The sequence below is a fragment of the Humibacillus xanthopallidus genome (genome assembly GCF_006717145.1).
Classification (GTDB): Bacteria; Actinomycetota; Actinomycetes; order Actinomycetales; family Dermatophilaceae; genus Humibacillus; species Humibacillus xanthopallidus.
This window is the reverse complement of sequence record NZ_VFQF01000002.1, coordinates 146,868-169,378: the sequence shown is the minus strand read 5'-3', so window position 1 is coordinate 169,378 and position 22,511 is coordinate 146,868. Positions and strand designations below refer to the sequence as shown.

At 68.2% G+C, this 22,511-nt stretch carries 19 protein-coding genes; 8 read left to right on the top strand and 11 right to left on the bottom strand.

Annotated elements, in window-relative coordinates; all coding sequences use genetic code 11:
• Nucleotides 1-25 precede the first annotated feature (25 nt).
• On the top strand, nt 26-637 hold the full coding sequence (locus FHX52_RS11835) for an isochorismatase family protein (RefSeq protein WP_141822299.1): 612 nt from the start codon (nt 26-28) through the stop codon (nt 635-637).
• A 26-nt stretch (nt 638-663) separates the two neighbouring features.
• Here the strand turns inward: FHX52_RS11835 and FHX52_RS11830 are convergent, their stop codons facing one another.
• On the bottom strand, nt 664-1,194 hold the full coding sequence (locus FHX52_RS11830; protein ID WP_141822298.1) for a hypothetical protein: 531 nt from the start codon (nt 1,192-1,194) through the stop codon (nt 664-666).
• A 326-nt stretch (nt 1,195-1,520) separates the two neighbouring features.
• On the opposite strand from FHX52_RS11830, the gene FHX52_RS11825 reads away from it, so the two are divergent.
• Nucleotides 1,521-2,072 carry a hypothetical protein gene (locus FHX52_RS11825; RefSeq protein WP_141822297.1) on the top strand — a complete coding sequence of 184 codons (552 nt, stop codon included), beginning with the start codon at nt 1,521-1,523 and terminating at the stop codon, nt 2,070-2,072.
• A gap of 154 nt (nt 2,073-2,226) precedes the next feature.
• Here FHX52_RS11825 and FHX52_RS11820 read toward each other — a convergent pair whose 3' ends face one another.
• Nucleotides 2,227-2,928, bottom strand: a complete 702-nt coding sequence (locus FHX52_RS11820; RefSeq protein WP_141822296.1) for a DUF4352 domain-containing protein — start codon at nt 2,926-2,928, stop codon at nt 2,227-2,229.
• 170 nt (nt 2,929-3,098) lie between these two features.
• Here FHX52_RS11820 and FHX52_RS11815 point away from each other — a divergent pair, with 170 nt between their 5' ends.
• Both FHX52_RS11815 and FHX52_RS11810 read left to right on the top strand, forming a co-directional pair.
• Nucleotides 3,099-4,448: a sensor histidine kinase gene (locus FHX52_RS11815; protein ID WP_141822295.1), complete on the top strand. Its 1,350-nt coding sequence runs from the start codon at nt 3,099-3,101 to the stop codon at nt 4,446-4,448.
• Nucleotides 4,436-5,116, top strand: coding sequence for a response regulator (locus FHX52_RS11810; RefSeq protein ID WP_221630583.1), 681 nt, complete (start codon nt 4,436-4,438; stop codon nt 5,114-5,116). The genes FHX52_RS11815 and FHX52_RS11810 overlap by 13 nt, the downstream gene beginning before the upstream one ends.
• Nucleotides 5,117-5,186: 70 nt before the next feature.
• Here the strand turns inward: FHX52_RS11810 and FHX52_RS23865 are convergent, their stop codons facing one another.
• The 3 genes from FHX52_RS23865 to FHX52_RS11795 all read right to left on the bottom strand — a co-directional run bounded on the left by FHX52_RS23865 (nt 5,187) and on the right by FHX52_RS11795 (nt 9,114).
• Entirely contained in the window at nt 5,187-5,504 is a 318-nt protein-coding gene (locus tag FHX52_RS23865; RefSeq protein WP_342777965.1) for a matrixin family metalloprotease, read from the bottom strand.
• Nucleotides 5,505-6,503: 999 nt separating this feature from the next.
• Nucleotides 6,504-7,211 (bottom strand): hypothetical protein, encoded by a 708-nt coding sequence (locus tag FHX52_RS11800; RefSeq protein ID WP_141822293.1) that lies wholly within the window; start codon nt 7,209-7,211, stop codon nt 6,504-6,506.
• Nucleotides 7,212-7,320: 109 nt separating this feature from the next.
• Nucleotides 7,321-9,114 (bottom strand): DUF2075 domain-containing protein, encoded by a 1,794-nt coding sequence (locus FHX52_RS11795; protein WP_141822292.1) that lies wholly within the window; start codon nt 9,112-9,114, stop codon nt 7,321-7,323.
• A gap of 330 nt (nt 9,115-9,444) precedes the next feature.
• Here FHX52_RS11795 and FHX52_RS11790 point away from each other — a divergent pair, with 330 nt between their 5' ends.
• The gene (locus FHX52_RS11790; protein ID WP_141822291.1) at nt 9,445-11,370 is read left to right on the top strand and encodes a DUF6398 domain-containing protein; all 1,926 of its coding nucleotides are present in this window, start codon (nt 9,445-9,447) and stop codon (nt 11,368-11,370) included.
• Nucleotides 11,371-11,404: 34 nt separating this feature from the next.
• Here FHX52_RS11790 and FHX52_RS11785 read toward each other — a convergent pair whose 3' ends face one another.
• From FHX52_RS11785 to FHX52_RS11770, 4 genes are read right to left on the bottom strand one after another with little or no spacing between them, the layout of a single operon-like run.
• Nucleotides 11,405-12,430 carry a glycoside hydrolase family protein gene (locus tag FHX52_RS11785; protein WP_141822290.1) on the bottom strand — a complete coding sequence of 342 codons (1,026 nt, stop codon included), beginning with the start codon at nt 12,428-12,430 and terminating at the stop codon, nt 11,405-11,407.
• A gap of 3 nt (nt 12,431-12,433) precedes the next feature.
• Nucleotides 12,434-13,384: a carbohydrate ABC transporter permease gene (locus FHX52_RS11780; protein WP_141822289.1), complete on the bottom strand. Its 951-nt coding sequence runs from the start codon at nt 13,382-13,384 to the stop codon at nt 12,434-12,436.
• Entirely contained in the window at nt 13,381-14,325 is a 945-nt protein-coding gene (locus tag FHX52_RS11775; protein WP_141822288.1) for a carbohydrate ABC transporter permease, read from the bottom strand. The genes FHX52_RS11780 and FHX52_RS11775 overlap by 4 nt, the downstream gene beginning before the upstream one ends.
• Nucleotides 14,326-14,334: 9 nt before the next feature.
• Nucleotides 14,335-15,633, bottom strand: coding sequence for an ABC transporter substrate-binding protein (locus tag FHX52_RS11770; RefSeq protein WP_141822287.1), 1,299 nt, complete (start codon nt 15,631-15,633; stop codon nt 14,335-14,337).
• Between the two features lie 121 nt (nt 15,634-15,754).
• On the opposite strand from FHX52_RS11770, the gene FHX52_RS11765 reads away from it, so the two are divergent.
• The 3 genes from FHX52_RS11765 (at nt 15,755) to FHX52_RS11755 (ending at nt 19,227) form a co-directional block, all read left to right on the top strand.
• A complete protein-coding gene (locus tag FHX52_RS11765) occupies nt 15,755-16,873 on the top strand; it encodes a LacI family DNA-binding transcriptional regulator (protein WP_141822286.1) in 1,119 nt (372 codons plus the stop codon).
• Nucleotides 16,874-16,972: 99 nt separating this feature from the next.
• Nucleotides 16,973-18,703, top strand: a complete 1,731-nt coding sequence (locus tag FHX52_RS11760) for an HNH endonuclease signature motif containing protein (protein ID WP_246069940.1) — start codon at nt 16,973-16,975, stop codon at nt 18,701-18,703.
• Between the two features lie 134 nt (nt 18,704-18,837).
• Nucleotides 18,838-19,227 carry a tautomerase family protein gene (locus tag FHX52_RS11755; protein ID WP_141822285.1) on the top strand — a complete coding sequence of 130 codons (390 nt, stop codon included), beginning with the start codon at nt 18,838-18,840 and terminating at the stop codon, nt 19,225-19,227.
• A gap of 109 nt (nt 19,228-19,336) precedes the next feature.
• Here the strand turns inward: FHX52_RS11755 and FHX52_RS11750 are convergent, their stop codons facing one another.
• Both FHX52_RS11750 and FHX52_RS11745 read right to left on the bottom strand, forming a co-directional pair.
• On the bottom strand, nt 19,337-20,350 hold the full coding sequence (locus tag FHX52_RS11750; protein ID WP_141822284.1) for a cation diffusion facilitator family transporter: 1,014 nt from the start codon (nt 20,348-20,350) through the stop codon (nt 19,337-19,339).
• A complete protein-coding gene (locus FHX52_RS11745) occupies nt 20,350-22,479 on the bottom strand; it encodes a glycoside hydrolase family 31 protein (RefSeq protein WP_141822283.1) in 2,130 nt (709 codons plus the stop codon). Before FHX52_RS11745 ends, FHX52_RS11750 begins: the two co-directional genes overlap by 1 nt.
• Nucleotides 22,480-22,511: the final 32 nt, after the last annotated feature.

Genomic DNA, 22,511 nt, shown 5'->3' with positions numbered 1-22,511 from the left:
CGTCAGCACCTGAGGAGGCCGGCCCATGATCGAGCTCGAGGTCGACCCGCGGCGCATGGCCCTGCTCAACGTCGACATCCAGAACGTCTTCGTCGAGATGGCGGCCAACTCACTCGAGGTCGTCGATCGGATCAACCGCCTTGCTGCTGTGTGTCGTTCGGTCGGCATCCCGGTCATCCACGTGCGCCACGCCCACCCTGCCGGCGCCGACACCGGCCTGCTCGGCGAGCTGTTCCCGTCGGGGCGTGACGGAATGCTCGAGCGCACCTCGCAGACGGCGGCCTTCCACGAGTCCCTCGTCATCGAGCCCGGCGACCAGTTCCTCGAGAAGCCGCACTTCGGCGCCTTCCACGACACCGACCTGCTCGATCGGCTCGAGAGGCTCGGAGTCGACACGATCATCATCACCGGCATCGAGACCAACGTCTGCTGCGAGACCACAGCTCGTGAGGCGATGGTCCGCGATGTCCGTGCGTTCTTCATCAGCGACGCGATGACGACGGGTGGCGTGCCGGGCCTCAGCATCGAGGAGGTCCAGCGGGCGTCGCTCGCGACGGTCGGTGCGCTCTTCGCACAGGTCACCACCACCGACCAGATGATCGACTGGTTGACGGAGGCCGACGCGGCCAGCGCCTGAGACGGCCTGCCCGAGGCAGCGGCCTGCTACCGCTCGAGATAGGTTCCGTCATCGTTGACCGCTTCGATGCCGACCTTCTCGATCCACCACCGCCCACGGTAGGCGAGCTCCACGTAGAAGTAGGCACGAGCATGCTCGATGCGCTGAACCTTGCGGCCGCGCTTGTCGACGATGTGGTGACGAGGCTGGCGCAGGTCCGCGGTGATGCGGACGGTGGGCCGCCAGATCGTCACGGAGACGTCGGAGATGACGAGCATGGGCGCCTCGTGCCGCTGACCCTTCCGAGCGAGGTACGCCGCAGCCTCGCGGAAGTTGGCGCACGTGCCACAGGACTTGCTCGCACGGTTGTCGAGCAGTGACGGCTGTGGCGTGGTCCAGGCGTCGTTGAGACGCACCAGGTAGTCCTCGACGTAGGCCTCCGCACCGGCCCACGTGTGGTCGTGCAGGAGGTCGGGGCCGGGCTCTCGCGAACGCCAGGCGACCGTCGAGGCCGCCCGGCCCGGTGAGGCCGCCGCCGTGTCCGTGCCGGTCGACGTCGGCTGGGGAGCAGCGGTCACCGGACGCGAGACTGCGCTCGACGTGGGCGACGTGAAGTCCCCTGTCATGGAGCAGCCGGCGGCTGCGGCGGCGGTCACCGCTGTTGCACCGAGTAGCGACACGAGCCTGCGGGCGGCTGACAAGGGAGACTCCGTTCCTCGGTGACGTCTCCGATGACTCAACCGCAGATCCGGCAATCGGCCTCCGCGTTGTCCCCAGCCCAGGTGCGACGTGGGCCGGTGACACGGCATACGTCATCGGGGCTGGCAGCAGGGGTCGCGGCGGCGGCGCACCTGCGACGGTGGAGACTGTCTGTGTCGAGCGTCGAGGAAGGGAACGGCCAGCCGTGTCTGACAGCGAGACCTATGTGACGCCCAAGGTGGCACAGCCCTACTGGGCGAAGCATGCCTACGAGGTGCTGGTGGAGACCGCGGGTCGCTACAACGCCGTCATCACCTACTCCGAGCTCGCGGAGGAGGTGCAACGCCGCTCATCACTGTGGACACACTCCGCGATGCGCAACTGGATCGGCGGCCTGCTGGCCGACCTCGTCAAGGTCAACCATGTGCGCAACGAGCCGCCGCTCATGTCTCTCGTCGTCCACAAGGATGACGGCCAGGTGGGCTCGGCCTACGACGAGGTGCTGCGCGTCTACGGCCAGAAGCCGATCGGCGACCAGCTCGAGCGGGAGATGCACGCGGCGGCCTCGCGGCTGGAGTGCTACCGGCACTGGGGAGCCGACGTCCCGGCGGACGCCCAGCCCACGCTGAGCGCTCGGACGCGTGAGGTCCGGGAGCGCCAGCCACGCGTCGCGGCTGCAGAGGTGCGGCGCGGAGCCGTGTGTCCGACGTGCTTCATGGAGATGCCACTCTCGGGCGTCTGCGTAAACTGCGCCTGAGCCGCTGGTCCGATTCGCGCCCTGGCGACGAAGTCCAGGTCCCGCGACGAGGGCCGCGGAGCTACCCCCAGTCCCAAGCGCGGTCGTGGGCGCCGCGCCCCGCGTCACAGCGTGACGCCCACCACCGGCATACGAGAGCTCGGCTCAGCTCGGCTCAGCTCAGCTTGACGGTGACGCCACCGGAGAACGGCGAGTCGTGCAGCTCGATGCTGGCCGGGGCGGTGCCCTTCGGCATGTCGAAGACGAGCGTGCCCTTGACGGAGTTGCCCGGATTGATCTCGTTGATGAAGACCTGGTTGTCCTTGATGTAGATCGCCGCGGCCGTGTCGGTGGAGAACTCGCGACCCTTGGCGTCGCGCACCTTCTGCGACGAGTCGGCCAGCATCTGCGCCTTGTCGCCGATGTTGCTCACGGTGATGCTGACGAGGACGTACTGCCCTTGTGCCTTCTGGTTGACGTACTCGTCACCGACGCTCTTGACGCCGGACTTGACCTTGGTCACGGTGAACTCGAACTGTCCATCGCGGACCTTCTGGCCCATCTTCGCCTCAGACGGCGCCTCCTGCTTCGTCTCCTCCTTCGGCTGCTCGCTGGGGGCGGTGCCGGCGTCCTCGGCGGAAGCCAGACCTGCCGCGGGGGAACTCGTGGCTGCAGGCGTGCTGCCTCCCCCGTTGACAGCAGATGCGATCGCACCGAAGAGGACGAGAGCCAGCAGTCCAGTGAGGATCTTGTGGCGCGCGAACCAGTTCTTGCGCGGCGGCTCCGGCGCTGCAGGTCCGGACGGCGCCGGCGGAGCCGGCACGTGAGGGGGCTGCCACGCGTCCGGGGCGGGCGGCTGCGGGCTGTTGGTGCTCATGGTGGATCTCCTCGGTAGTGCTGACGTGATGAGGGAGACCGTCTCGCGAGCGTGTGCCACCGCGCCTCGGTCGGGCAGCCCGATCCGCCGACCGAAAGGATGAGAAGCCGGTGACAGGACTGACCGGGTGGGTGACAGTCCCGTCGGGGCAATGCCATACCTTCTGGGGTATGCCGTCCGGTCTGCCCTCGTGGATGCGCGATCTTGCGCGCCGCGACCTTGCGGCGCGCCGGTTGCGCAGTTTGGGCCTCGTCTGCCTCGCCCTCGTGGACATGGCCTTCACCGTGACCGCCTTCGACATGCGGCAGGCGCTCGCCGACGGCACCTCGACGATGCCAGCTCGGTCGATGGGCAATCTGGCCGGCCTGCTGTCCCTCGTGGCTGTAGGACTGTCCGTGGCTGTCATCTGGCGCCGCCGACTCCCCGTGGCTCTCACCATCTCCGGTGCGCTCGCGGCCGTTCTCGTCCTCGGCCCCACTGTGGCCCTGATCGGCCTCACCTCAGTCATCATGTGGCGACCACGCTCAGACCTGTGGCGTCTGGGTCCCCTCGTATTTGTTGCCACCGCACTCGCGACCTGGCGCGATGTGCACATGGAGCCGCGGTCGATGTCGTTCTGGGGGAGCCTTCTCAGCCCGGGGGTCGAGCCGATCGCGTGGTACGTGCCGATTGTGTTGACCATCCTCGTCTTCGGGGCCTTCGTCGGCATTGGCGTTTGGATGCGGACCAGAGCGGACCTTCAGACCGCTCAGGTGGTCGTGGCCGAGGAGCGTTCCGCGGTCTCGTCGCTCACCGATCAGCTGTCTCGCCAGGCCGAGCGCGAGCGCCTCGCCCGCGAGATCCATGACGGCCTGGGCCACAACCTCTCGATTCTGTCGGTGCATGCAGGGGCACTTCAGGCCATGGCTGACACGTCCGCGGGTGCCACGCCCGGCGGTCCCGCGACACTGCAGATGAGGGAATCGGCGCAGGTGGTTCGTGAGACCGCCGCTCGGTCGGTTGCCGAGCTGCACAGCCTGCTGGACCTGCTCCGCAACGCCGGCGACCCCGACGTCGCGGCGCCGACGACGACGCTGCGCCACGTCCGTGAGCTCATCGATGACTCGGTGAGCGCTGGCATGCCCTTGGTGGCCACGGTCTTCGTCGAGGATGGCGAGACCTTGGATCCGCACATTGCACGAGCGGCCTATCGGATCGTGCAGGAGCTGTTGACCAATGCTCGCAAACACGCGCCATCCGTGAGCGTTCGGCTCTCGGTTACCGGCGGAGCCGAGGAAGGACACCTCGTGATCGCCACGGCAAACCACCTCTCGCCACCTGTCGGTTCGCAGTCTGATTCAGGTGTGACCGTCGAGCGGCGAGCGGGGATGGGTCTGATCGGCATCCGGGAGAGAGTCGAACGCTACGGCGGGGACATGGAGTCGGGAGTCGGAGACGATGCCGCGTTCAGGGTGTCGATCCGCCTGCCGTGGCGTGCCCCCGCCACTGAGTCGACGAAGGGAGCCCCATGGACAACATGAGTGGCGGCACCTCTGTGCAGAGGGTTCGCGTGATGCTCGTCGACGACGATCCGATGGTGCGGATGGGCCTGCGGCACATGCTCGGTGCGGCGTCGGACCTCGAGGTCGTGGCCGAGGTGAGTGACGGCGACAAAGTCGTCGCGGCGGTGCAGGCTCACCGGCCCGACGTCATCGTCCTCGACGTTCGCATGGCCCGCATGGGTGGCATCGAAACCATTGCGGCGGTCAAGGCGCGGCCGGAAGCGCCGAAGGTGCTGATGTTCACCGTCTTCGATCACGACGACGTGGCTCAGCGGGCGATCCGCGCCGGCGCCGACGGCTTCCTCCTCAAGACCGCCTCGCCCGAGGAGATCTGCGGCGGGATACGCAACGTCGCCGAGGGGCTCGGCGCCGTGTCACCGAAGACTGCCGCCCAGCTCTTCACACAGGTGCGAGATGACCCAGCGGCGACGCGACGCGATGCGGCCAGACGGTTGATGGCGACGTTGACGACACGGGAACGCAACGTGGTCTCGGGTCTGACGCGCGGGCTGACAAACGCCGATCTGGCGCGCGAACTCTACGTCAGCGAGACGACGGTCAAGACGCACCTGCAGAGCGCCTTCACCAAGCTCGGCGTCGACAACCGCGTTCAAGCCGGGGTAATCGCCGACCGCTGCCGTCTCTAACTGGGCGCCCCACTTCGCAGCCAGTCGGGCCTTTCGTCTGCATGGCGCAGCTGGCCGCGGCCTCGGGGTGCTAGCCGGTGAAGCATGGGCCGAGGCCGAGCTGTCTGAGGCCTTCCTTGTCGCCGGGGCCGAATCCACGCTGGCCTATGTTGCTTTCATACATGAGCTGGTCCTGCGCGGGCACGTGCGCGAGGCCGACGAGATGACCGAACTCGTGCATGACGATGGCGCGAGCCGCGGCCGAGCCGTCGACCGACTGGAGAAGCGCCCGGAACTGGGGCCCGTCGAGGTAGACGGTTCCGCTCACCCAGTGTTGCTGATCAGAGGTGTAGTGCGGGGCCCCGGCCGGCCCGGCGACCCCAGCTACTGGGCCGTGGAGATCAGGCATGACCGAGGGGTCGGTCCACGCGACAAGCACTGGCGACCATCGGTCGCCATACCGAGGCACCATCGGCGCCCGTTTGCTTGTCGGTGTCTCCGTAGTCACACCGTCGATGACGAACTGCAGTCCAGTGGCAGAGGACACCAAGGCGACCGCTTCACGAAGCAGCTGCTCAGCCCCCGCAGGCGCCTGTGCGTTGTGGAGGACCAGATGGATCGGGCGGCACGGGTCCCACCGCACCGGCTGACCGCCGAGTTCGGGAATCGTGTGCATGAAGGCGTAGTCGGTGGACGACGAGGCACTCGGCGGCGGCGTGCCAAGCGGCTCCGCTCGAGCGTCCGGCGGTGCAGGGGGCCAGATGCCACTGGTGTCCCTAGGATCACCACCCGTGAGCCGCGTGCCGTAGCCCCAACTGGTGACGTCACGCCCCAAGATGGGCACCCCGCCAAGGGCGGCACCATCCCCGCCCGTTTCGAACACTGCCAATCGCCCATAGAGAACGGCCGCTACGACAAGCAGCGCGATCACCACCGGCACCACCGTGGAGCCGCGGCGTCGTGCAGTGGTAGCGGCTCGGCGCGTCGTCGAAGCTGCGGCTCGCGGCGAGACAACCGGTTCGGGCCACGGTGTCTGCGTGCGCCTTGGGCGAGGTCGCCGTCGTCCTGCCTGCAGGTCGGCAAGGCACCACAGACACAACAGCTCAGAGCCGCCCCCGAGCCGTCCAGCGCGTTCACCCGGGCGCAAACCTTCGCCACACGAACACCGGGCGGCCTGGCCGACGCGGACCATCTCCACGTGTTCTTGCATGCGGCCCCCGAAACCCGTCTCCCATGTCCGAGTGACGAGTATCTACGAACACCGCACCCGACGCGTCACAATCGGGACACCTCGCGAAATCCAACACACACCTTCGTCGTCCCCCGTATGAGTTCTCGCCGAGGTCCGCTTGAGCGGACGAGGTATTACGTGACCCACTTCGCCGCGTTGGTACCAAGCGGCGGCGCCTCAAGGAGCTGTCCGAGGTTGGGCGCCGTCGCTATCGTCGGTACTTGCGCCCGGCTCCCAATAGATCGTGTGGGACGTCGGGTAGGGCGGACGCTTCGTCCGGGGCTCAAACTCATTGGCGAGCTTTTCTTGCACGGTAGGGAGCGCACCTGTAGCACGCTCCCGAGGGTCCATCGCTCGGAGTGCAGCTTCAAGCCGCGCTCGCACGGGCTGGATGGCGACATCAAGCAGTTCCTCCATGACCGCCACCAACGTTCGGAACCTCCCCACCAAGGGCGAGGGAAGCGAGCTGATCATTGTTGCTGCACCTACGTATTGCACTTCCAGCGTGTCAGCGTCCAGAAGAGCGGTCGGGTACGTGACGGCGAGTTCAGACTGTGAGTGCGCGATCGTGGCGTTGCGGAAAGCCCGGACTTGGTCGTGGACCACGCTGAGCTCTGCAGGGACAGTCACGTGATCCGTCAGCCGGCCCCGCACGTTCGAGTGCAGGATCGTGCGGCAATAGGCCACCACGGCGAACCCGACCAAGTACGGCGCAGCCTCTGCCAACGGGGAGCCTTCCTCCTTACCTTGCACCGCGAGGTCCAAGGCGTGGCGAGCCTCGGTGAGGTCCGACCCGTAGCTCGACAGCTCTACAAACAGGCGCGCGTCGGCAGAGTCCCTCAACGTGACCACGAGCGGGGTACGCCGACCGTTGGGGTTATTCATCTGAGAAGTATGGCCGTCATACGGTCAACCGATCGGCGCAGAGAGTGACCCACTTCGACGCGTTTGCCACAGGACAGCGAACGGCCTTGGCGGTGCCGGTCTCGAGCTCTCAGTGGTTAACCAGGTCTCGCAGGAACTCGCGCGTCTGCGGATCCGTTGAGTAGATGGTGACGCTTTGCATGCCACGCGTGAGGAGGACCTTGTACACGTTGCGCACCAGGCGGTCGAAGTGCGCGTCAGGCACCTTCGTGCGGTTCTTGAAGTCGGGGTCTCGGTTGGCCTCTCGCACGGAGAGCCACCTTCCCTCTCGCCAAATGAAGTCCGGCCCGATGATGACGCCCGCGTGGTCGTATTCGAAGCCCTGGGCTGTGTAGACGCACCCGACCTGGCCGAAGCCAGCGGGGTCGCTTGCCCACAGGGCAGCAGGCGGAGCGCCGCCGACGGATCGATCGCCGCGCAGATTCCACGGATGAGACCAGCCATCGATCTGCACATCGTCGACCAAGGTCCCGTCGGCGTGGGGATCGCTCCACGGCCAGCAGTAGCCGGCCGCCATCCGCGCCGAATAGCCGTCGTCCTGCCTCGTCCTGAGAACGTGCTCGAGCTCCTCCGGGGTGTCGGCCACTGAGACGCTAAAGCCGTCATCGCCTCGCCACTCGACTGGGCCGCCTGGCTTCAGACCAAGCAGGCGCAATACCCAGTCCACGAAAACCTCGGAGCCGCCGCAACGGAACTGGTCGTTGAGGTTGATGTGTTCGACTTTGAGACCCATGGCCTCGGCATGAGCCTCGATGTCCTCAACCGTTCCCATCTCCCCGGGCCGCACGACCTGATGCTCATCCAGGAGGAACACCGGCACCTTCGCGGCAGAGAGGAGCTCGTGAATCTGGGGCCGTCCGACGCTCCGCAACTCCTTCCGGGTGTAGCGACTCACGGAGGTCTCGCGGATACGGTGTGCCTCATCGAGGATGAGACAGTCGAGGTCGTTTGGCTCGGCCGTCATGAACGAGTTGAAGTAGGTGAAGAGCTTCTGCACGCGGGGAGCTCGCTTACCTGCCACCTTGCGCAGGGTCATGGTGAAGGAACGCGATCCTGTCGCATGCATGACGGAGCGCCCCTGCCGCGAAAGCTCGCCCACGAGCGACAGTGCAATCACGGACTTGCCGCTGCCCGGCCCGCCGCTGACCACAACGGCAGTCTTGGTGTTGGACCGCCGAGCTCGTTCGACGGCATGCACGACGTGCTCGTAGGCGTCACGTTGCTCGTCGAGGAGCACGAACTGCTCCCTGTTCTGGACCTCTTCGGCAGCCACGGCCAACAACTGCTTGCTCGGTTGAATCTTGCTTCTCAGAAGGGCGTCCGCAGCGGCCGCTCCACCCTCTCCCGGGGCGAGGAGCGATCGCAGATAGTCGACAAACGCTCCCCGGCGCTGGCCGGTGAAGAGCGACCCCTCTTTCGTGCTCGGCCTGTCCAGGAGGTCTGCGACCCCGAGGTCGGTGGCGTTGTGCAAGTAGGCGACACCGGCGAGCGAGTGTGGCTGCTCTGCCAGCATCGCGGTGAAGGACGAGAGGTAGTCACCGTAGTCCGCGACCTGCAGCGCGGGGTGAGTGACCGCGCGGCGGCCGTACTGCTCGACTGTCACCAGGGTGTCGCTTCCCTCAAAGCTCTCGGCGGCACTCCACTGCTTCAGCTCCACCACGACGTAGGACGGGAGCCCAGTCTTCGGATGGGTGCCTGCGAGGACGACGTCCGCGCGCTTGCTGGTCAACGGCAACTGGTACTCGATGAGCATCTCGACATCGTCCAGCCCGGCCGAGACAAGGTCAGCGCGAAGGGCCGGCAGGCTTCGCTCCCAAGAACGCGACTCGCTGGCCGCAGGGCGATGACCGGTCTGGATGCTCATCTGCTCAGTGAGGCGGTCGACGAGGTGGGCCTCCAACGCGGAAAATCCGCGAACGGAGGTGCGAAGAAGGTGCACGAACAGGTCCCCTGGCAGCACGAAGTGACTCGTGCGGTGTGGGGGCATGTCCGGAGGGAAGCCCGTCGGTCCGCAATGACCGGCCCACTCTATCCGCGCGTGCACCTGGCGAGGCCGCCGCGACACCCTCCAGCCGAAGCGCTCGCCGGCGCTCAGGACGATCGCGCCCACGCCTGCCCCAACGCTCCGGCCGGCAATGGGAGGATGCGCGCCAAGACGCACCGGACGGCATACGGCATCGGGAGAACGAGGCACGTGAGCAGGCGAGCAGGCAAGCGGGGCAGGGGTGACGCGCGGCTGCGCATCGTGCACGGCGGGGCTGCCCAGCCGAAGCGCGGCACGACGGTGCCCGGCGACGCGATTCAGCCGATGGTCGTCGATCTGCGACGCAGACTGCGCGATGACAACCCGTGGTCGTTCCTCGCCTTCGTGTCGACCCTGGTCGAGGTCGCGGAGAGCGGTCCTGGCCCCGCCGACGACATCCCCGACACCGGCGGCTGGCCGGAAGGGGGTGGAGCCGCCGCCCTGGCCCCGGTCGTCGAGTCGTTCATCGGCATCGACCTCGCCGAGACGACCGCGGCACTGAACGCCCTCGCCGTGCTCGTGCGCGACGCGGAGATGGTCGGCGACATCGACGCCGAGCTGGCCCACCGCCGTCAGCCGATGCCGCTGTGGCTGAGGGACCTTCGCGACACGCGAGTGACCAAGGCCCATCTGATGGCGGCCGACGGCGACCGCGGCGCCAACGTCGTCCTCGGCCTCGACTGGTCCGGCGGCCATGGGGCGACCTTCCTCGTCTACGTCGACCACGCGCGTGGCACGGTCGTGCGCGACGCGTTCCCGGTGCCCGCCCCGATCGAGGAGGTCCTCAGCCGGCTCGACGACACGGCAGGCCAGGAAGGGCCCGGCGCCCCTGACTTCGACATCGAGGAGCTCGACCTGGCCGAGGCCCGAAGCCTCGTCGAGGAGGCTCTCGACGAGAGCGACGAAGAGGACTGGGACCCGGAGTCGGACACCTGGCCAGCCAGCCGCCCGATTCTGCGGTGGCTGCTGCAGACGATGCCGGAGGGCGGCCTGGGCTGGGCCGAGCACGAAGACTTCGAGGACTTTGAGGACTTCGACGACCTCGACACCGACTCCCGGTCCGTCAGCTCACGACTCGCCGAGGAGCTGCTCTCGTCGCGGCGCGAGCTCGTCGACCGCTTCGCCGCATCCCCCGAGGCCACCGCCGCGGGCCTCGACCTCAGGCCCGACGGCACGGACCGGATGGCGCTGGCCCTCACTCTCTGCGCCAGCGAGTCCATGAACGACAAGGCTTTCCTCAAGTGGTCCCCCGAGCGCGTCGAGTTGCTCCTCTTCGGGCTGCTCCCGCGCACGACGCTCGTGGACCGAACCGTTGCCAAGCGAGTTCCACAGCTGCTCAAGGTGTTTGCCGCGTGGTGCCTGGCCGAAGTTGGGGCGTCGCCCAAACAGATCGCCGCCGTCCGCGATGCCGTCGACCGCAGTGGCCCCGACTACATCGCCATCGTGACCTCCTTCGAGGCCACCCGCCTCCGCCAGGCAGTCCAGGACTATGCGGCCCTCCTCGGCGATCCTGTAGGGATCCTCCCGGTCATGGAGTCACAGAGCGACTTCGCCTGGGCGGAGTTCATGATCGACCGCGCCGCCGAGCAGGTCGGCGGGCGCGAGGCTCTCTCGGCTCTCGACCTCGAGCCGCTGCCTGACGAGGAGTTCGACTGGAGCACAGTCCCGTCCGACATCCACGGACCCGTGTCCGAGACCCTGCAGCCCATCGACGAGCTCGCCACGGAGCGCTTCGACGTCGAGTTCCGCACCGCCTGCCGCCGCTTCCTCGCCGCCGTCGTGGCAGGTGACCCCGGCCTCTTCCGACGCCGCGGCTCCACGGCGAGCGCGGCGGCGGCCATCGTGTGGCTCGTCGGTCGCTTCAACGGCGTCGTCGCTCGGGGCGGTGACGGCATGCTCGCGGGCGAGGTCTGGACGTACTTCGGCGTCACTGCCAGCGCCTCGAGTCGGGCCCAGGTGCTCCGTCGGGCGGTCGGGCTCGACCCCTATGCCCTCACCGACTCCCTCGAGCACCCGGAGTGGCTGACGAGCGCCAACCGCCAGGACCTCGCTCGCCGACGAGACGAGGGCCTGGCCCTCCGCGCCGCCCAGCCCTGACCCCGTCGACGGCGCCCCTCAGCCCCTCAGCCCCTCAGCTCGTCAGGCTGTCCTCGAGCGCCGCCTCGCTGGACGTCTCGCTGGCCGCAGGCGTCAGCACGAGGCGGTCGCCCGCCCAGCTCGCGACATAGGGGTCGGTGATCTCGCCGATGAAAGAGCCACCGGTCTCGTTGCGGAAGGCCATGAACTTCGTCTCGCCCGTCTCGCGGTCGTCGATGAACTTGCCGACGTAGAGGCTCGGGTCGTCGATCTCTCGAGCGCCGGCGAGGTCATAGGGCCCCACCACCGACTCGGCCGAGGCGATCCACACGCCACCCGTGATGCCGGCCCTCCGCGCTGCCTCGGGCATGTCCCCGACCGCGCAGTTGAAGAGGAGCACCTGGCGACCGTCCACGACGTGCGTCTGGAACACCTCGAGCTGCCCGAAGCCAGCGCCCGGCGCCGACAGCGGCTCGCGCAGCTCCCAGCTCTCCAGGTCGGCCGACCACGCGTGCCCCACGACGCCGCGGTCGACCCGATCCCCCGGGTCGCCGGCCGGCCCGACAGCCGACCGGGCCGTGATCAGCATGTGCCACCCGTCCCCCTCGGGGTCGGCCACCACCCACGGGTCGCGGAACGCCTCGTCGTGCCAGTTCCCTTGCGGCGCAGGCGCGTACTTCTCGTACCACTCGCCGTCCGCCCGAAGCACAGGCCCGGGCGCCTTGTCCCACACGTAGAGGTCAGACGAGACGGCATACCCGATGCTCTGGACGTTGGCCCCGTCGGCGGTGAGCGACGCGCCCGTGTAGAACATGAACCACCGCCCGTCCGGGTGCCGCACGACCGAGCCGGTCCACGTCGCGAGGTCGTCGAACGCCGGCGCGTCCGAGCGCACGAGCGCATCGACCACCCGCTCCCAGTGCACGAGGTCAGACGACACAGCGTGCCCGACGGAGGCGCGGTAGTGCCGGGCGTGCGGGTCGCGAAGCGCGCGAGACGCATACAGGAAGAAGAGGTGGTAGTCAGAACCGTCGTCGACGAGCCAGAAGTCCCAGACCCATGCCTCAGGAAGCTTGAACACGGATCAGCCTTTCACGCCGGATGAGGCGATGGAGTTGATGAACGATCGCTGGAAGGCGATAAAGAGGATCAGCACGGGCGCGGTGATCATCGTCGCGTACGCCATGATCTGCCCCCACGAGGTGTTGAGCTGCTTGAAGTAGTCGATGCCGACCATGACCGGGCGCAGCTCCTCGGTCTGCACAGCCATGAGGGGCCAGAGGTACTGGTTCCACATGGGCAGGAAGGTGAGGATGGCCACGGTGGCGATGGCCGGCCCCGACAGCGGCATGACGATGCTGCGGTAGATGCGGAACCACCCCGCGCCGTCGACCTTCGCCGCCTCGTCGAGCTCCTTCGGGATGGAGTCGAAGTACTGGTAGAAGAGGAAGATCGAGAAGGCGTTGGCGATGAAGGGGATGATCTGCACCTGGTAGGTGTCGAGCCACCCCTCGGAGATCCCGTCGGGCCCGATGAAGGGCAGCTTGTTCGACCACCACAGCAGCGGCAGCGCGAGCGTCTCGAACGGGACGATGAGCGTCGCGAGGATGATCCCGAGGACGATGCCACCGCCCTTGAACCCGATCCGAGCCAGGGCGAACGCGGCCATCGAGTTGACGACAATGCCCAGCACGACGGTGACCACGGTGATGATGACCGAGTTCATCATGAACTGCGCGAACGGGACTCGGCCGAAGACGCCGGTGTAGTTGTCGGCCGAGATGCTGCCGGTGGGCAGGAACGCCTTGATGCTGCCGAGGTCATCGAAGATCTGCAGGTCCGGCTTGAAGCTGGACACGATCATGAAGAGCAGCGGCAGCCCGAAGACGAGGCAGAGCGCGATGCGCAGGAGGATCCCGAGCAGATGGCGTATGCCGTGTCGCCCCTCCCCGCCCCGCCGCGGTTCCGCAGGTGGTGCGTCCGCGATGTGGGCGAGGTGGTCCGAGCCGAGCCCGGGTGCGGTCGTGGCGCTCATCGGACGACGTCCTTGTCTCGGGTGAAGTGACGGTTGACCAAGGTGACGGCGAGCACGAGGACGAAGAACGCGAGTGAGATCGCCGACGCGTAGCCGGTCTGCTGCTGCTGGAAGCCGGTACGGACCGCCATGAGCACCAGGGTCGAGGTCGAGTCGAGCGGCCCGCCCTGGGTCATGATGTTGACCTGGGTGAAGAGCGCGAAGGCCGAGATCGTGATGGTGATGAGGATGAAGGTCCTCGTCGCCCGCAGGCCGGGCCACGTGACGTAGCGGAACTGCTGCCACCGATCCGCGCCGTCGAGCTCGGCCGCCTCGTAGAGCTCGCCGGGGATCGTCTGGAGCCCCGACAGCCAGATGACCATGTGGAAGCCCATCGCCTGCCACGCCGACATGAGGATGATGGCGAGCAGTGCCGTCTTCGGGTCGCCGAGCCAGTCCGGGCCCTGGATGCCGAAGCGGGCCAGCGCCTGGTTGATGAGGCCGTTCGGCTGGTAGAGGAAGAGCCAGAGCATCGACACGACGACCATCGACGTCACGACCGGCAGGAAGTAGACGGTGCGGAAGAAGTTGACGCCGCGCATCTTCACGTTGACGAGCAGCGCCAGCCCGAGGGCGCACGCCGACTGCACCGGCACGATGACCACCGCGAAGATGATCGTGTTTCGCAGCGACGCCCAGAAGGTCTCGTCGTCGAAGAGCCGCGTGAAGTTGTCGACACCGACGAACTCCGCCGGGCGCGGCGAGATGAGCCGTGCATTGGTGAAGGCCAGCCCGAACGTCAGGCCGATCGGGATGAGCAGGAAGGTGATGAGCAGGACCGCCGCCGGCGCCAGCATGAGCAGCGCCGTCGTCGTCGATGAGCGAGAGCCCTTGATGGGCTTGCGCTTCCGCGTCGAGGCCACCGGAGCATTCGCGTGCTCCGCCGCAGTGATGGTCGTCATGTCAGATGCTCACTGGAAGTAGCCGTTGGACTTCTGGTTCGCGTCGATGTTCTTGACCGCCGCGTCGAGCGCCTGCTTGGGGTCGGCGCCGTTGAGGATGTCCTGCGCGGTCTTCGTGAACTCCGTTGCGATGAAGGGGTATCCAGCGGTCACGGGGCGGAGCACCGCGAACTTCTTCGCGTAGTCGAGGAAGATCTGGTTCTCCCCGCCCTGCTCGTAGCCCTTGACCTGGGCCGCCGCGGCGTCGGTCGCCGGGATGTTGTTCGTGTCACGGGCGACGCTCGCGACGTACTTGTCCTGGGCCGCGAACTTCATGTAGTCCATCGCGCCGGCGGTGTTGGCGCAGTTCGTCGAGACGCCCCACTGCCACGAGCCGCCACCGATCTTGGGGCCGTTGCCGAGGTCCGGCGGCGGGAGGAAGAGGGTGTCCTTGCCGAAGGCCTTGCGCGTGTCGACGGCCGTCCACGTGCCGTTGTAGAGGATCGCGGACTTGCCGTTGATGAAGTCCTTGGCAGGGTCGGCGCCGGACTTGAGCGGCACGAGGCCGTCGGTGACGAGGCTGCGGAACCACGTCGCCCAGGCGACTGCCTGCGGGCCGTTGAGGACACCCTCGGCGCTCTTGTACTCCTTGCGATCGATGAGGTCGCCGCCGAAGCTCTGGAGCATCGGCGAGTAGGCGTAGGGCCACCACTCACCGGTGAAGCTCGTCGCGATGTCGAGCGGGTTCTGGAAGTCGCCGGAGGCCTTGATCTTCTTCAGCGCCGCGTCGAACTCGTCCTTGGTCCAGGGCTGGTCGGCCGTCGGGATGCGGATGCCGTACTTGTCGAGGATGGTCTTGCGGGTGACCATGACGAGCGCGACGTCGTAGTAGCCGTAGGAGTAGATCTTGTTGTCGACCTTGCCGAGCACGGTCGGGAGGTACTTCGCCAGCGTGCTGTCGAGGCCCTCGAGCGGTGCGAGGTAGCCGGCCCAGGCCCAGTTCGGCACGTTGGGGCCGTCGATGTCGAGGATGCAGGGAAGCTTCTTGCTCGCGGCTGCCGCCACGACGGACTGGTTGTAGGAGTCCTGCGGGAAGGCCTGGATCTTGACCTTGTACTTGCTCTGGCTCGCGTTGTAGTCGTTGACGATCGCCGTGATCGCGCCGAGCTCGGCCTTGTTGCCGGCGTTGTGCGTCCACATCGTCAGCTCGCCGCCGGCGGCGTCGGACGAGCCACTGCTGCTGCCCTTGGTGCAGGCGGCCATGGAGAGAGGGAGCGCGGCCGCGAGCAGGCCGACGGCAACGCGCTTGGTGGTCGAGGTGAGCTTCATCGGTTCCTCCGTGATGGGAAGGTCAGCGCCAGTGCTAAAACCTTTCAGCACGAGACCGTAGCGGCTTCTGACCGCGTCCACAAGAGGTTGCTAAAACCTTTTCACCTGCGACGACGTGGTGATGTCCGTTTCGCGGTGGGTTAGGGTGACGACGGGCGTCGCGAACGGACGCCCCACGGCATACGGGCTGCTCTCGGGCCCGCACGAAGGGGTGGACGTGACCAAGCGACCGACGCTCGCCGACGTCGCCGCGCGCGCAGGGCTGTCGAAGACGGCGGTGAGCCTCGTGCTCAACGACCGGCCGGGCTCGCGGCTGTCGGCCGATGCCGTCGCGCGCATCCACGAGGCCGCGCGCGAGCTCAACTACCGGCCGAATGCCGCCGCGCGGTCGCTGCGCCTCGGCCGCACCGGCACCGTCGGCTTCATCTCCGACGAGGTGACGATCACCCGCTTTGCGTCCGCCATGATCCGCGGCCTGCTCGACATCGCCGACGAGCAGGAGACCGGCGTGCTCATCGCCGAGACCGGCAACCACCCCAAGCAGCTCGCCAAGGCGCTGGAGTTCATGGTCGACCGCCAGGTCGACGGCCTGGTTTTCGGCGCCCTCACCGCCCGACTGCTCGAACTGCCGACCCTCCCCGAGTCGATGCGCGCCGTCACCGTCAACTGCGTGAGCCCCACCGTGCCCACCGCGGTCCTCCCCTCCGAGGAGCAAGCGGGGTATGCCGTCACCCGCCAGCTGCTCGACGCCGGCCATGGCGCGGGGCTGGCGATCATCGGCAATGCGCCTGTGGCGCAGTCGGATCCGCACATTTCGGTGACGATCGACCGTCGCTTCAACGGGATTCACCGCGCGCTTCTGGAAGCCGGTGTCACACCCGTGGCCGTCGAGGAGTTCGAGATCTGGGAGCCGTGGCACGGCTACGACGCGACGAAGCGAGTGCTGGAGTCGGGTGCTCCTGTGACCGGGCTCATCTGCCTCAACGACCGCGTTGCCTTCGGTGCGCAGCAGGCGCTGACAGAGCGCGGGCTGCGCGTGCCCGACGACGTCTCCATCGCCTCCTTCGACGACGACGAGATCGCCTCCTACATGCGGCCTGCGCTCACGACGGCACGTCTGCCTTACGAGGAGATGGGCCGTCAGGCCATGGAGCTGCTGCTGCGACCTGAGGACTCTCCGGGGGAGCACCTTGTCGAGATGCCGCTGCAGGTGCGGGAGTCGATCCGCCCTCTGGGCTGAGCGGCTTTCGCCTGGGCGCGTCGGGGCTTGTCCAGAGGAGGGTCTCGGTGCGAGTCCGCGAGGAAGGGCACTGTCGGTGGTCGCCTCTAGTGTCGTTTCATGGCAGAGAACGCAGACGTGCTCGAGCTCCTCAGGAGCCGGCTCGCCGACATGGAGACGCGGCAGCGCTCCAGCGGCGGCACGTCCGCGAGTGACTTCTGGCAGCGCATCGCCCGAGGTACGCCGACTGGCACGTCCGCATCCGGCTCGTCCGCGTCTGGCACGTCCGCATCCGGCTCGTCCGCGTCCGACGAGTCGTCCGCGCCTGGAGCACCGTCCGGGCAGAGGCGACGGCGGGCGAGCCGCCGGGTTGCGCCTGACGCACGGCCGGTCAGCTCGCCGTGCGGGCCGTGGTCCGAGCTGTCAGCGGACGAGCTGGAGGCCCTCGACCCTTACGAGGTCGAGCCGCTGAGCGAGGCCGAGTGGCTCGCGATGATCGATGACCCGGAGTGGATCGAGGCCACCGCGGCTCGCGCTGCAGCAGCGCCGAGCGACTGCGGCGAGAGCGACCTCCAGCAGGCGATCATGGTCGACGCCGTCACCGGTCTTCCGCTCTTCCGGCACCCGACCGAAGCCCTCACTGCGGCCGCCGAACGCGCCGCCCTCGAGCGACGCACCCACGAGGTCACGCTCGTCACCATCGTCTCCGAGCTCGTGGTCCGGGGTGTCGACGCACCCCACGGGCTGTCGCGCGCCGACTGGCTGCGCCACCACGACGCCTCGCTGACGGCCGGGCAGGCGAAGGCCTTCGTCACGGTCGGCACAGCACTGGCTGATCCGAGGTGGGCCAGGCTTCGCGTGCTCGTCGCCACCCAGCAGGTCACCGTCGGCAACGCCGCCCAGATCATCGACTTCCACGGACGCACCGCACCCGTCGCCGACCCCGACGACCTCGCCACCGCCCTGGGCGACCTGCTCGACCAGGCCCGCCAGCTACGGCCCGAAGAGCTCGCCCGGCTCGTCCGTCACCACACGGAGCAGATCAAGCCGCCTCGTGACGAGGACGCGCTGGACAAGGGTCGCCGCAACGCGCGCGGGCTGTGGTTCACCCCACCCAACGCCACCGGCATGGTCGGCATGCGAGGAGTACTCGACCCCGAGGGCGCAGCCATCATCAAGTCCGCGATCGACCCGCTCTCCCTCCCGCGGCCCGAGAAAGACAAGCACGGTCACACCACCGCGCCGGACGACCGCACCCCGGCACACCGCCGGATGGACGCGCTGCTCGCCATGCTCCAGCGCGCAGTCGCATCAGGCGACGGCGTCCCGACCACGGACAAGGCCAAGGTCGTCGTCCTCATCGACCTCGACACCCTCCTCACCGACCTGGGCGACGACATCCCCGACGCGTTCCGGCGCAAGCCCGGGGCCGCGACCGGCTCGGGTGCGGGTGGCCGCGGCCGTGCCGGCCACCGCGCCGGAGCGGGCACCGGCACCACCTTGTCCGGCGACGTCCTGTCCCCCGGCGTCGTGCGCCGGATGGCCTGCGACGCCCAGATCATCCCCCTCGTCCTCGGCGGCGACAGCAAGCCGCTCGACGTGGCTCGGCGCAGACGCCTCTTCACCCGATCCCAACGCCTGGCCCTCGCCGTCCGCGACAAGGGCTGCAGCTGGGAGGGCTGCACCATGCCACCGAGCTGGTGCGACGCCCACCACGTGACCCACTGGGCCTCCGGCGGCCCGACCAACCTGCTCAACGCCGCCCTGCTCTGCCCCAGACACCACACCGTGGTCCACGACCGCATCCTCACCGCCACCGTGACCGACACCGGCGTCACCTGGCACACCTGACTCACCCGCCCCGAATCCCCGCCGGCACCGGCGGGGACATCGGCATGCCCCCGTCAGGCTCTCATCGGACTGGGAGCCGTTCGCAGGGTCGTCGGGTACGAATGGAGGCGACCCCACCCATCCAAGGAGCCGCCATGCCTCTCGTGCGCATCGACGTCATCGAAGGACGGTCCGACGACGACCTCCGCCGCCTCGCCGACACCGTCCAGGACGTCCTCGTCGAGCATTTCGCCGCACCGGAGCGCGACCGCTACCAGGTCATCCACGAGCACCGGCCCGGTCGCATCATCGCCCTCGACACTGGCCTCGGCTTCGAGCGCACCGACGAGGTGGTCGTCATTCAGATTACGCAGCAGGGCCGCGACGAGGAGCAGAAGAAGGCGGTCTACGCCGCCCTCGCCGAGCAGCTCGAGACGCGCTGCGGCCTCGCCCCGACCGACCTCGTCATCTCCGTCGTCGGGAACACACCCGCCGACTGGTCCTTCGGCCTCGGCCGCGCCCAGTTCCTCGAAGGCGACCTGTAGCCAGGCCACGCCGCACGGCGGCCTTCGTCCACGTCGCCACCATCTGGGTCTCGGCCTGCACCGCGGCCGAGGACGCCGCCTCGGGGTGGCGACCCGAGGTGGGGCGCCGTCAGGCGGGGTCGGCGCTGACCCTTCCCCCGTGCGTCAGCGGGCCGTCACCGAGGTCGAGCTCCGGGGCGTCGCTGCGCGACAGCGTGATCATCGCTCGTTCGATGAGCTCGCTGCGCTCCAGTCGGCGACCGAGCTCCGCGAGACGGCTCGCGACCTGCGTCTCCGTCTCGTCACCGGTGAGGTCGACGGCCGCCACGAGGAAGACCTTGCTCGGCCCGACGAACTCGAGGTGCAGGAAGGTGACACGCTCGACCTCACCACTCTCGTGCAGCTCGTCGTAGGCCCGGCGCCACAGCTCCGGGCGCACCGTCTCTCCCACGAGGAAATCACGGTTGCGACCGATGAGGAAGATCGCGACGACACCGAGCAGCAGCCCGACGAGGATCGAGCCGATGGCGTCGTAGACCGCGTTGCCCGTGATCTGGTGCAGGAAGATGCCGAGCCCGGCGATGACGAGACCGACGAGCGCCGCAGCGTCCTCCGCGAAGACGGCGCGCAGGGTCGGGTTCGACGTGTTGGCGATGAACTTCAGGGGCCGCAGCCCGAGCCGCCGCGCTTCGGCCCGGGTCTGCCGGGTCGCCTGGACGAAGGAGACGCTCTCGAGCACGAAGGCGATGGCGAGCACGGCATACGCCCAGAAGTACGACGTCTCCGGCTCCTCGTGGCCGAGCGCCGTGATGCCGTGCCACACCGAGACGACCGCACCGGCTCCGAAGAGCCCGAAGGCGGCGAACATCGACCACACGTAGGCCTCGCGCCCGTAGCCGAAGGGGTGCCCTGCATCACGCGGCTTCGCGGCCCGGCGCTCGGCGATGAGCAGGAAGATCTCGTTGCCGGCGTCGGCCCACGAGTGCGCGGCCTCGGCGACCATCGAGGCCGAGCCGGTGATGACGGCCACGATCGACTTCGCGACGGCGATGAGGGCGTTGGCGACGAGCGCGACGACGACGGTGAGCACGCTCTCGCTGCCACCACCCTGCTCGCCTTTCTCGCCCTGCTCAGACGTGGACATCAGCCCTGCACCTCCGCGAACTCGCGCCACTCGACGTCAGTCAGGTCCGCGTCCCCCGTCGAGGCGGGAGCCTGGCGCCACATCGGGATCCGCGAGCCGGCCCGGGCAAAGATCGGGATCCGGTCGAGCGGGGCCGCCGCCGTGATCGTCCGACCGCCCTCGTGGAGCTCGTCGGTGTGCCAGTCGTACCAGTGGCCTCGTGGCAGGTAGACCTCCCGCGAGGTCACACCGGGCTCGTAGACCGGCGCGACGAGCAGGTCGCGGCCGAAGAGGTACTCGTCGTCCGCAGCAACGGCATCCGGGTCGTCCTGGTGGTCGAGCACGAGCGGCCGCTGCACCGGCTCCCCCGTCGCGACGGCATGCTCGAAGGCAGCGTGGATGTAGGGCATGAGCCGGTAGCGCAGCTGCACGGCCTCGCGCGCGATGGCGAGCACCTCAGGGCCGAACGACCACGGGTACTGGTCGATCTTCCCCGTCTCGGCGTGGTTGCGGCAGAAGGGAGTCAGCGTGCCGGCCTGCATCCACCGGGCGAAGAGCTCGGGGTTGCTGTCGCCCTGGAAACCGCCGATGTCGGCCCCGACGAAGGGCTGACCCGACAGGCCGAAGCCGCACGCCATGGGGACGCTGAGCCACAGGTGGTCCCAGCGCGCCTGGTTGTCGCCCATCCAGTTGGCGGCATAGCGCTGGATGCCCGCGAAGCCGGCCCGCGACAGGATGAAGGTCGGCTCGCCAGGCCGAGCCCGGGTCAGCCCCTCGTGCGTCCCCATCGCCATGAGCAGCGCGTACTGGTTGTGGTAGCGCTCGTGTGACGCCCGACCACGATCGAATCGCATTGCCCCAGGAGGGATCTCACCGGTCGCGGGCTCGTTCATGTCGTTCCAGATGCCGGCGAGACCCGACTCGACATGCGCGGCGTTGAGCTCTCCCCACCACTCCCGCGCCTCGGGCGTTGCGAAGTCGGGGAAGGCCGTGTTGCCCGGCCAGACCTGACCGATGTAGGTGTCTCCGCCCTCGGTGCGACAGAAGACGTCGCGCTCGAGACCGTCGTCGTAGACGGCATACCCGGGGTCGTGCTTGACCCCGGGGTCGACGATGGTGACGACCTTGAATCCCTTGTCTCCCAGGCGATCCAGCATCTTTGCGGGGTCGGGGAAGAGGTCCTCGTTCCACGTGAAGACGCGGTAGCCGTCCATGTAGTCGATGTCGAGCCACAGCGCGTCGCACGGGAAGTCCTCCGCGCGGAGGCGGTCGCCGAGAGTCTCGAGCCCGTCCTGCGAGTAGGCGTGCCAGCGGCACTGGTGGTAGCCGAGTGCCCACAGCGGCGGCATCGAGGCGCGTCCTGTGAGCCAGGTGTAGGCCTCGAGCACCGCCGGCATCGCGGGCCCGGCGAGGACGTACTCCGTCCACTGACCCCCGGCGAAGGCGATGCCGAAGTCGACCTCGCGGCTCAGCTCGTAGTAGCCGCGGTAGCCGTTGTCGACGAACGAACCGCCCATGGCCGCAGAGGGATTGCTCTGGTGGTAGAGGAACGGGATGTTGACGTAGTAGGGGTCGAACTCGGTGCTCGACATGTCGGACCTGGGGTCGGCCTGCTCGAGGCCGGCCCGGAACTCAGCAGTGGCGTGCTCGTTGAGGACGTCGGTGTTCCACATCGTGAAGTCGCGGCCGCGCCGGTCGAGGCGGCCACCCTTCTCTCCCAGCCCGAAGAACGCGTCGTCGGGCCCGCACACGCGCCGCGTCGTCCACGAGTCGTTGAGCGTCGCGTAGGTCCAGTAGCGCCCCTCGTCGTCGGCGGCCGTCTCCAGCACCACGGAGCCGTCGGCCCGGTGCACGTCGACGCGGAACGGGTCGAGCCACACCGACACCGTGAGCTCGTCGGTGACGACGCGCCACACCTGCTCGCCCGGCTCAGCCGACCACGTGACGTCGGCGGCGAGCGGGTCGACGCACACGGCATACGTCGGCATGTCGTCGAAGGCGCCGCCGCGGCTCATCCGCAGGCGCACGACGTCAGGACGGCACACCTCGACGCGGAAGCGCTCGCCGTGCACGTCGGCCTCGATGCCGCGGTCGGTCTCGCGCACGCTCGTGACGCGCTCGAAGCGGATGAAGTGGTCGGTCCTCAGCATCGATGTCCTCGCTCGGGGGTCGGTGGCGGCGC

Coding starts and splice junctions, on each gene's coding strand:
- FHX52_RS11750 (WP_141822284.1), bottom strand. CDS start 20,350: ATGTCCACGTCTGAGCAGGGCGAGAAAGGCGAGCAGGGTGGTGGCAGC.
- FHX52_RS11815 (WP_141822295.1), top strand. CDS start 3,099: ATGCCGTCCGGTCTGCCCTCGTGGATGCGCGATCTTGCGCGCCGCGAC.
- FHX52_RS11775 (WP_141822288.1), bottom strand. CDS start 14,325: ATGACGACCATCACTGCGGCGGAGCACGCGAATGCTCCGGTGGCCTCG.
- FHX52_RS11760 (WP_246069940.1), top strand. CDS start 16,973: ATGGCAGAGAACGCAGACGTGCTCGAGCTCCTCAGGAGCCGGCTCGCC.
- FHX52_RS11770 (WP_141822287.1), bottom strand. CDS start 15,633: ATGAAGCTCACCTCGACCACCAAGCGCGTTGCCGTCGGCCTGCTCGCG.
- FHX52_RS11755 (WP_141822285.1), top strand. CDS start 18,838: ATGCCTCTCGTGCGCATCGACGTCATCGAAGGACGGTCCGACGACGAC.
- FHX52_RS11820 (WP_141822296.1), bottom strand. CDS start 2,928: ATGAGCACCAACAGCCCGCAGCCGCCCGCCCCGGACGCGTGGCAGCCC.
- FHX52_RS11810 (WP_221630583.1), top strand. CDS start 4,436: ATGGACAACATGAGTGGCGGCACCTCTGTGCAGAGGGTTCGCGTGATG.
- FHX52_RS11800 (WP_141822293.1), bottom strand. CDS start 7,211: ATGAATAACCCCAACGGTCGGCGTACCCCGCTCGTGGTCACGTTGAGG.
- FHX52_RS11745 (WP_141822283.1), bottom strand. CDS start 22,479: ATGCTGAGGACCGACCACTTCATCCGCTTCGAGCGCGTCACGAGCGTG.
- FHX52_RS23865 (WP_342777965.1), bottom strand. CDS start 5,504: ATGCCTGATCTCCACGGCCCAGTAGCTGGGGTCGCCGGGCCGGCCGGG.
- FHX52_RS11780 (WP_141822289.1), bottom strand. CDS start 13,384: ATGAGCGCCACGACCGCACCCGGGCTCGGCTCGGACCACCTCGCCCAC.
- FHX52_RS11795 (WP_141822292.1), bottom strand. CDS start 9,114: ATGAGCATCCAGACCGGTCATCGCCCTGCGGCCAGCGAGTCGCGTTCT.
- FHX52_RS11765 (WP_141822286.1), top strand. CDS start 15,755: ATGTCCGTTTCGCGGTGGGTTAGGGTGACGACGGGCGTCGCGAACGGA.
- FHX52_RS11835 (WP_141822299.1), top strand. CDS start 26: ATGATCGAGCTCGAGGTCGACCCGCGGCGCATGGCCCTGCTCAACGTC.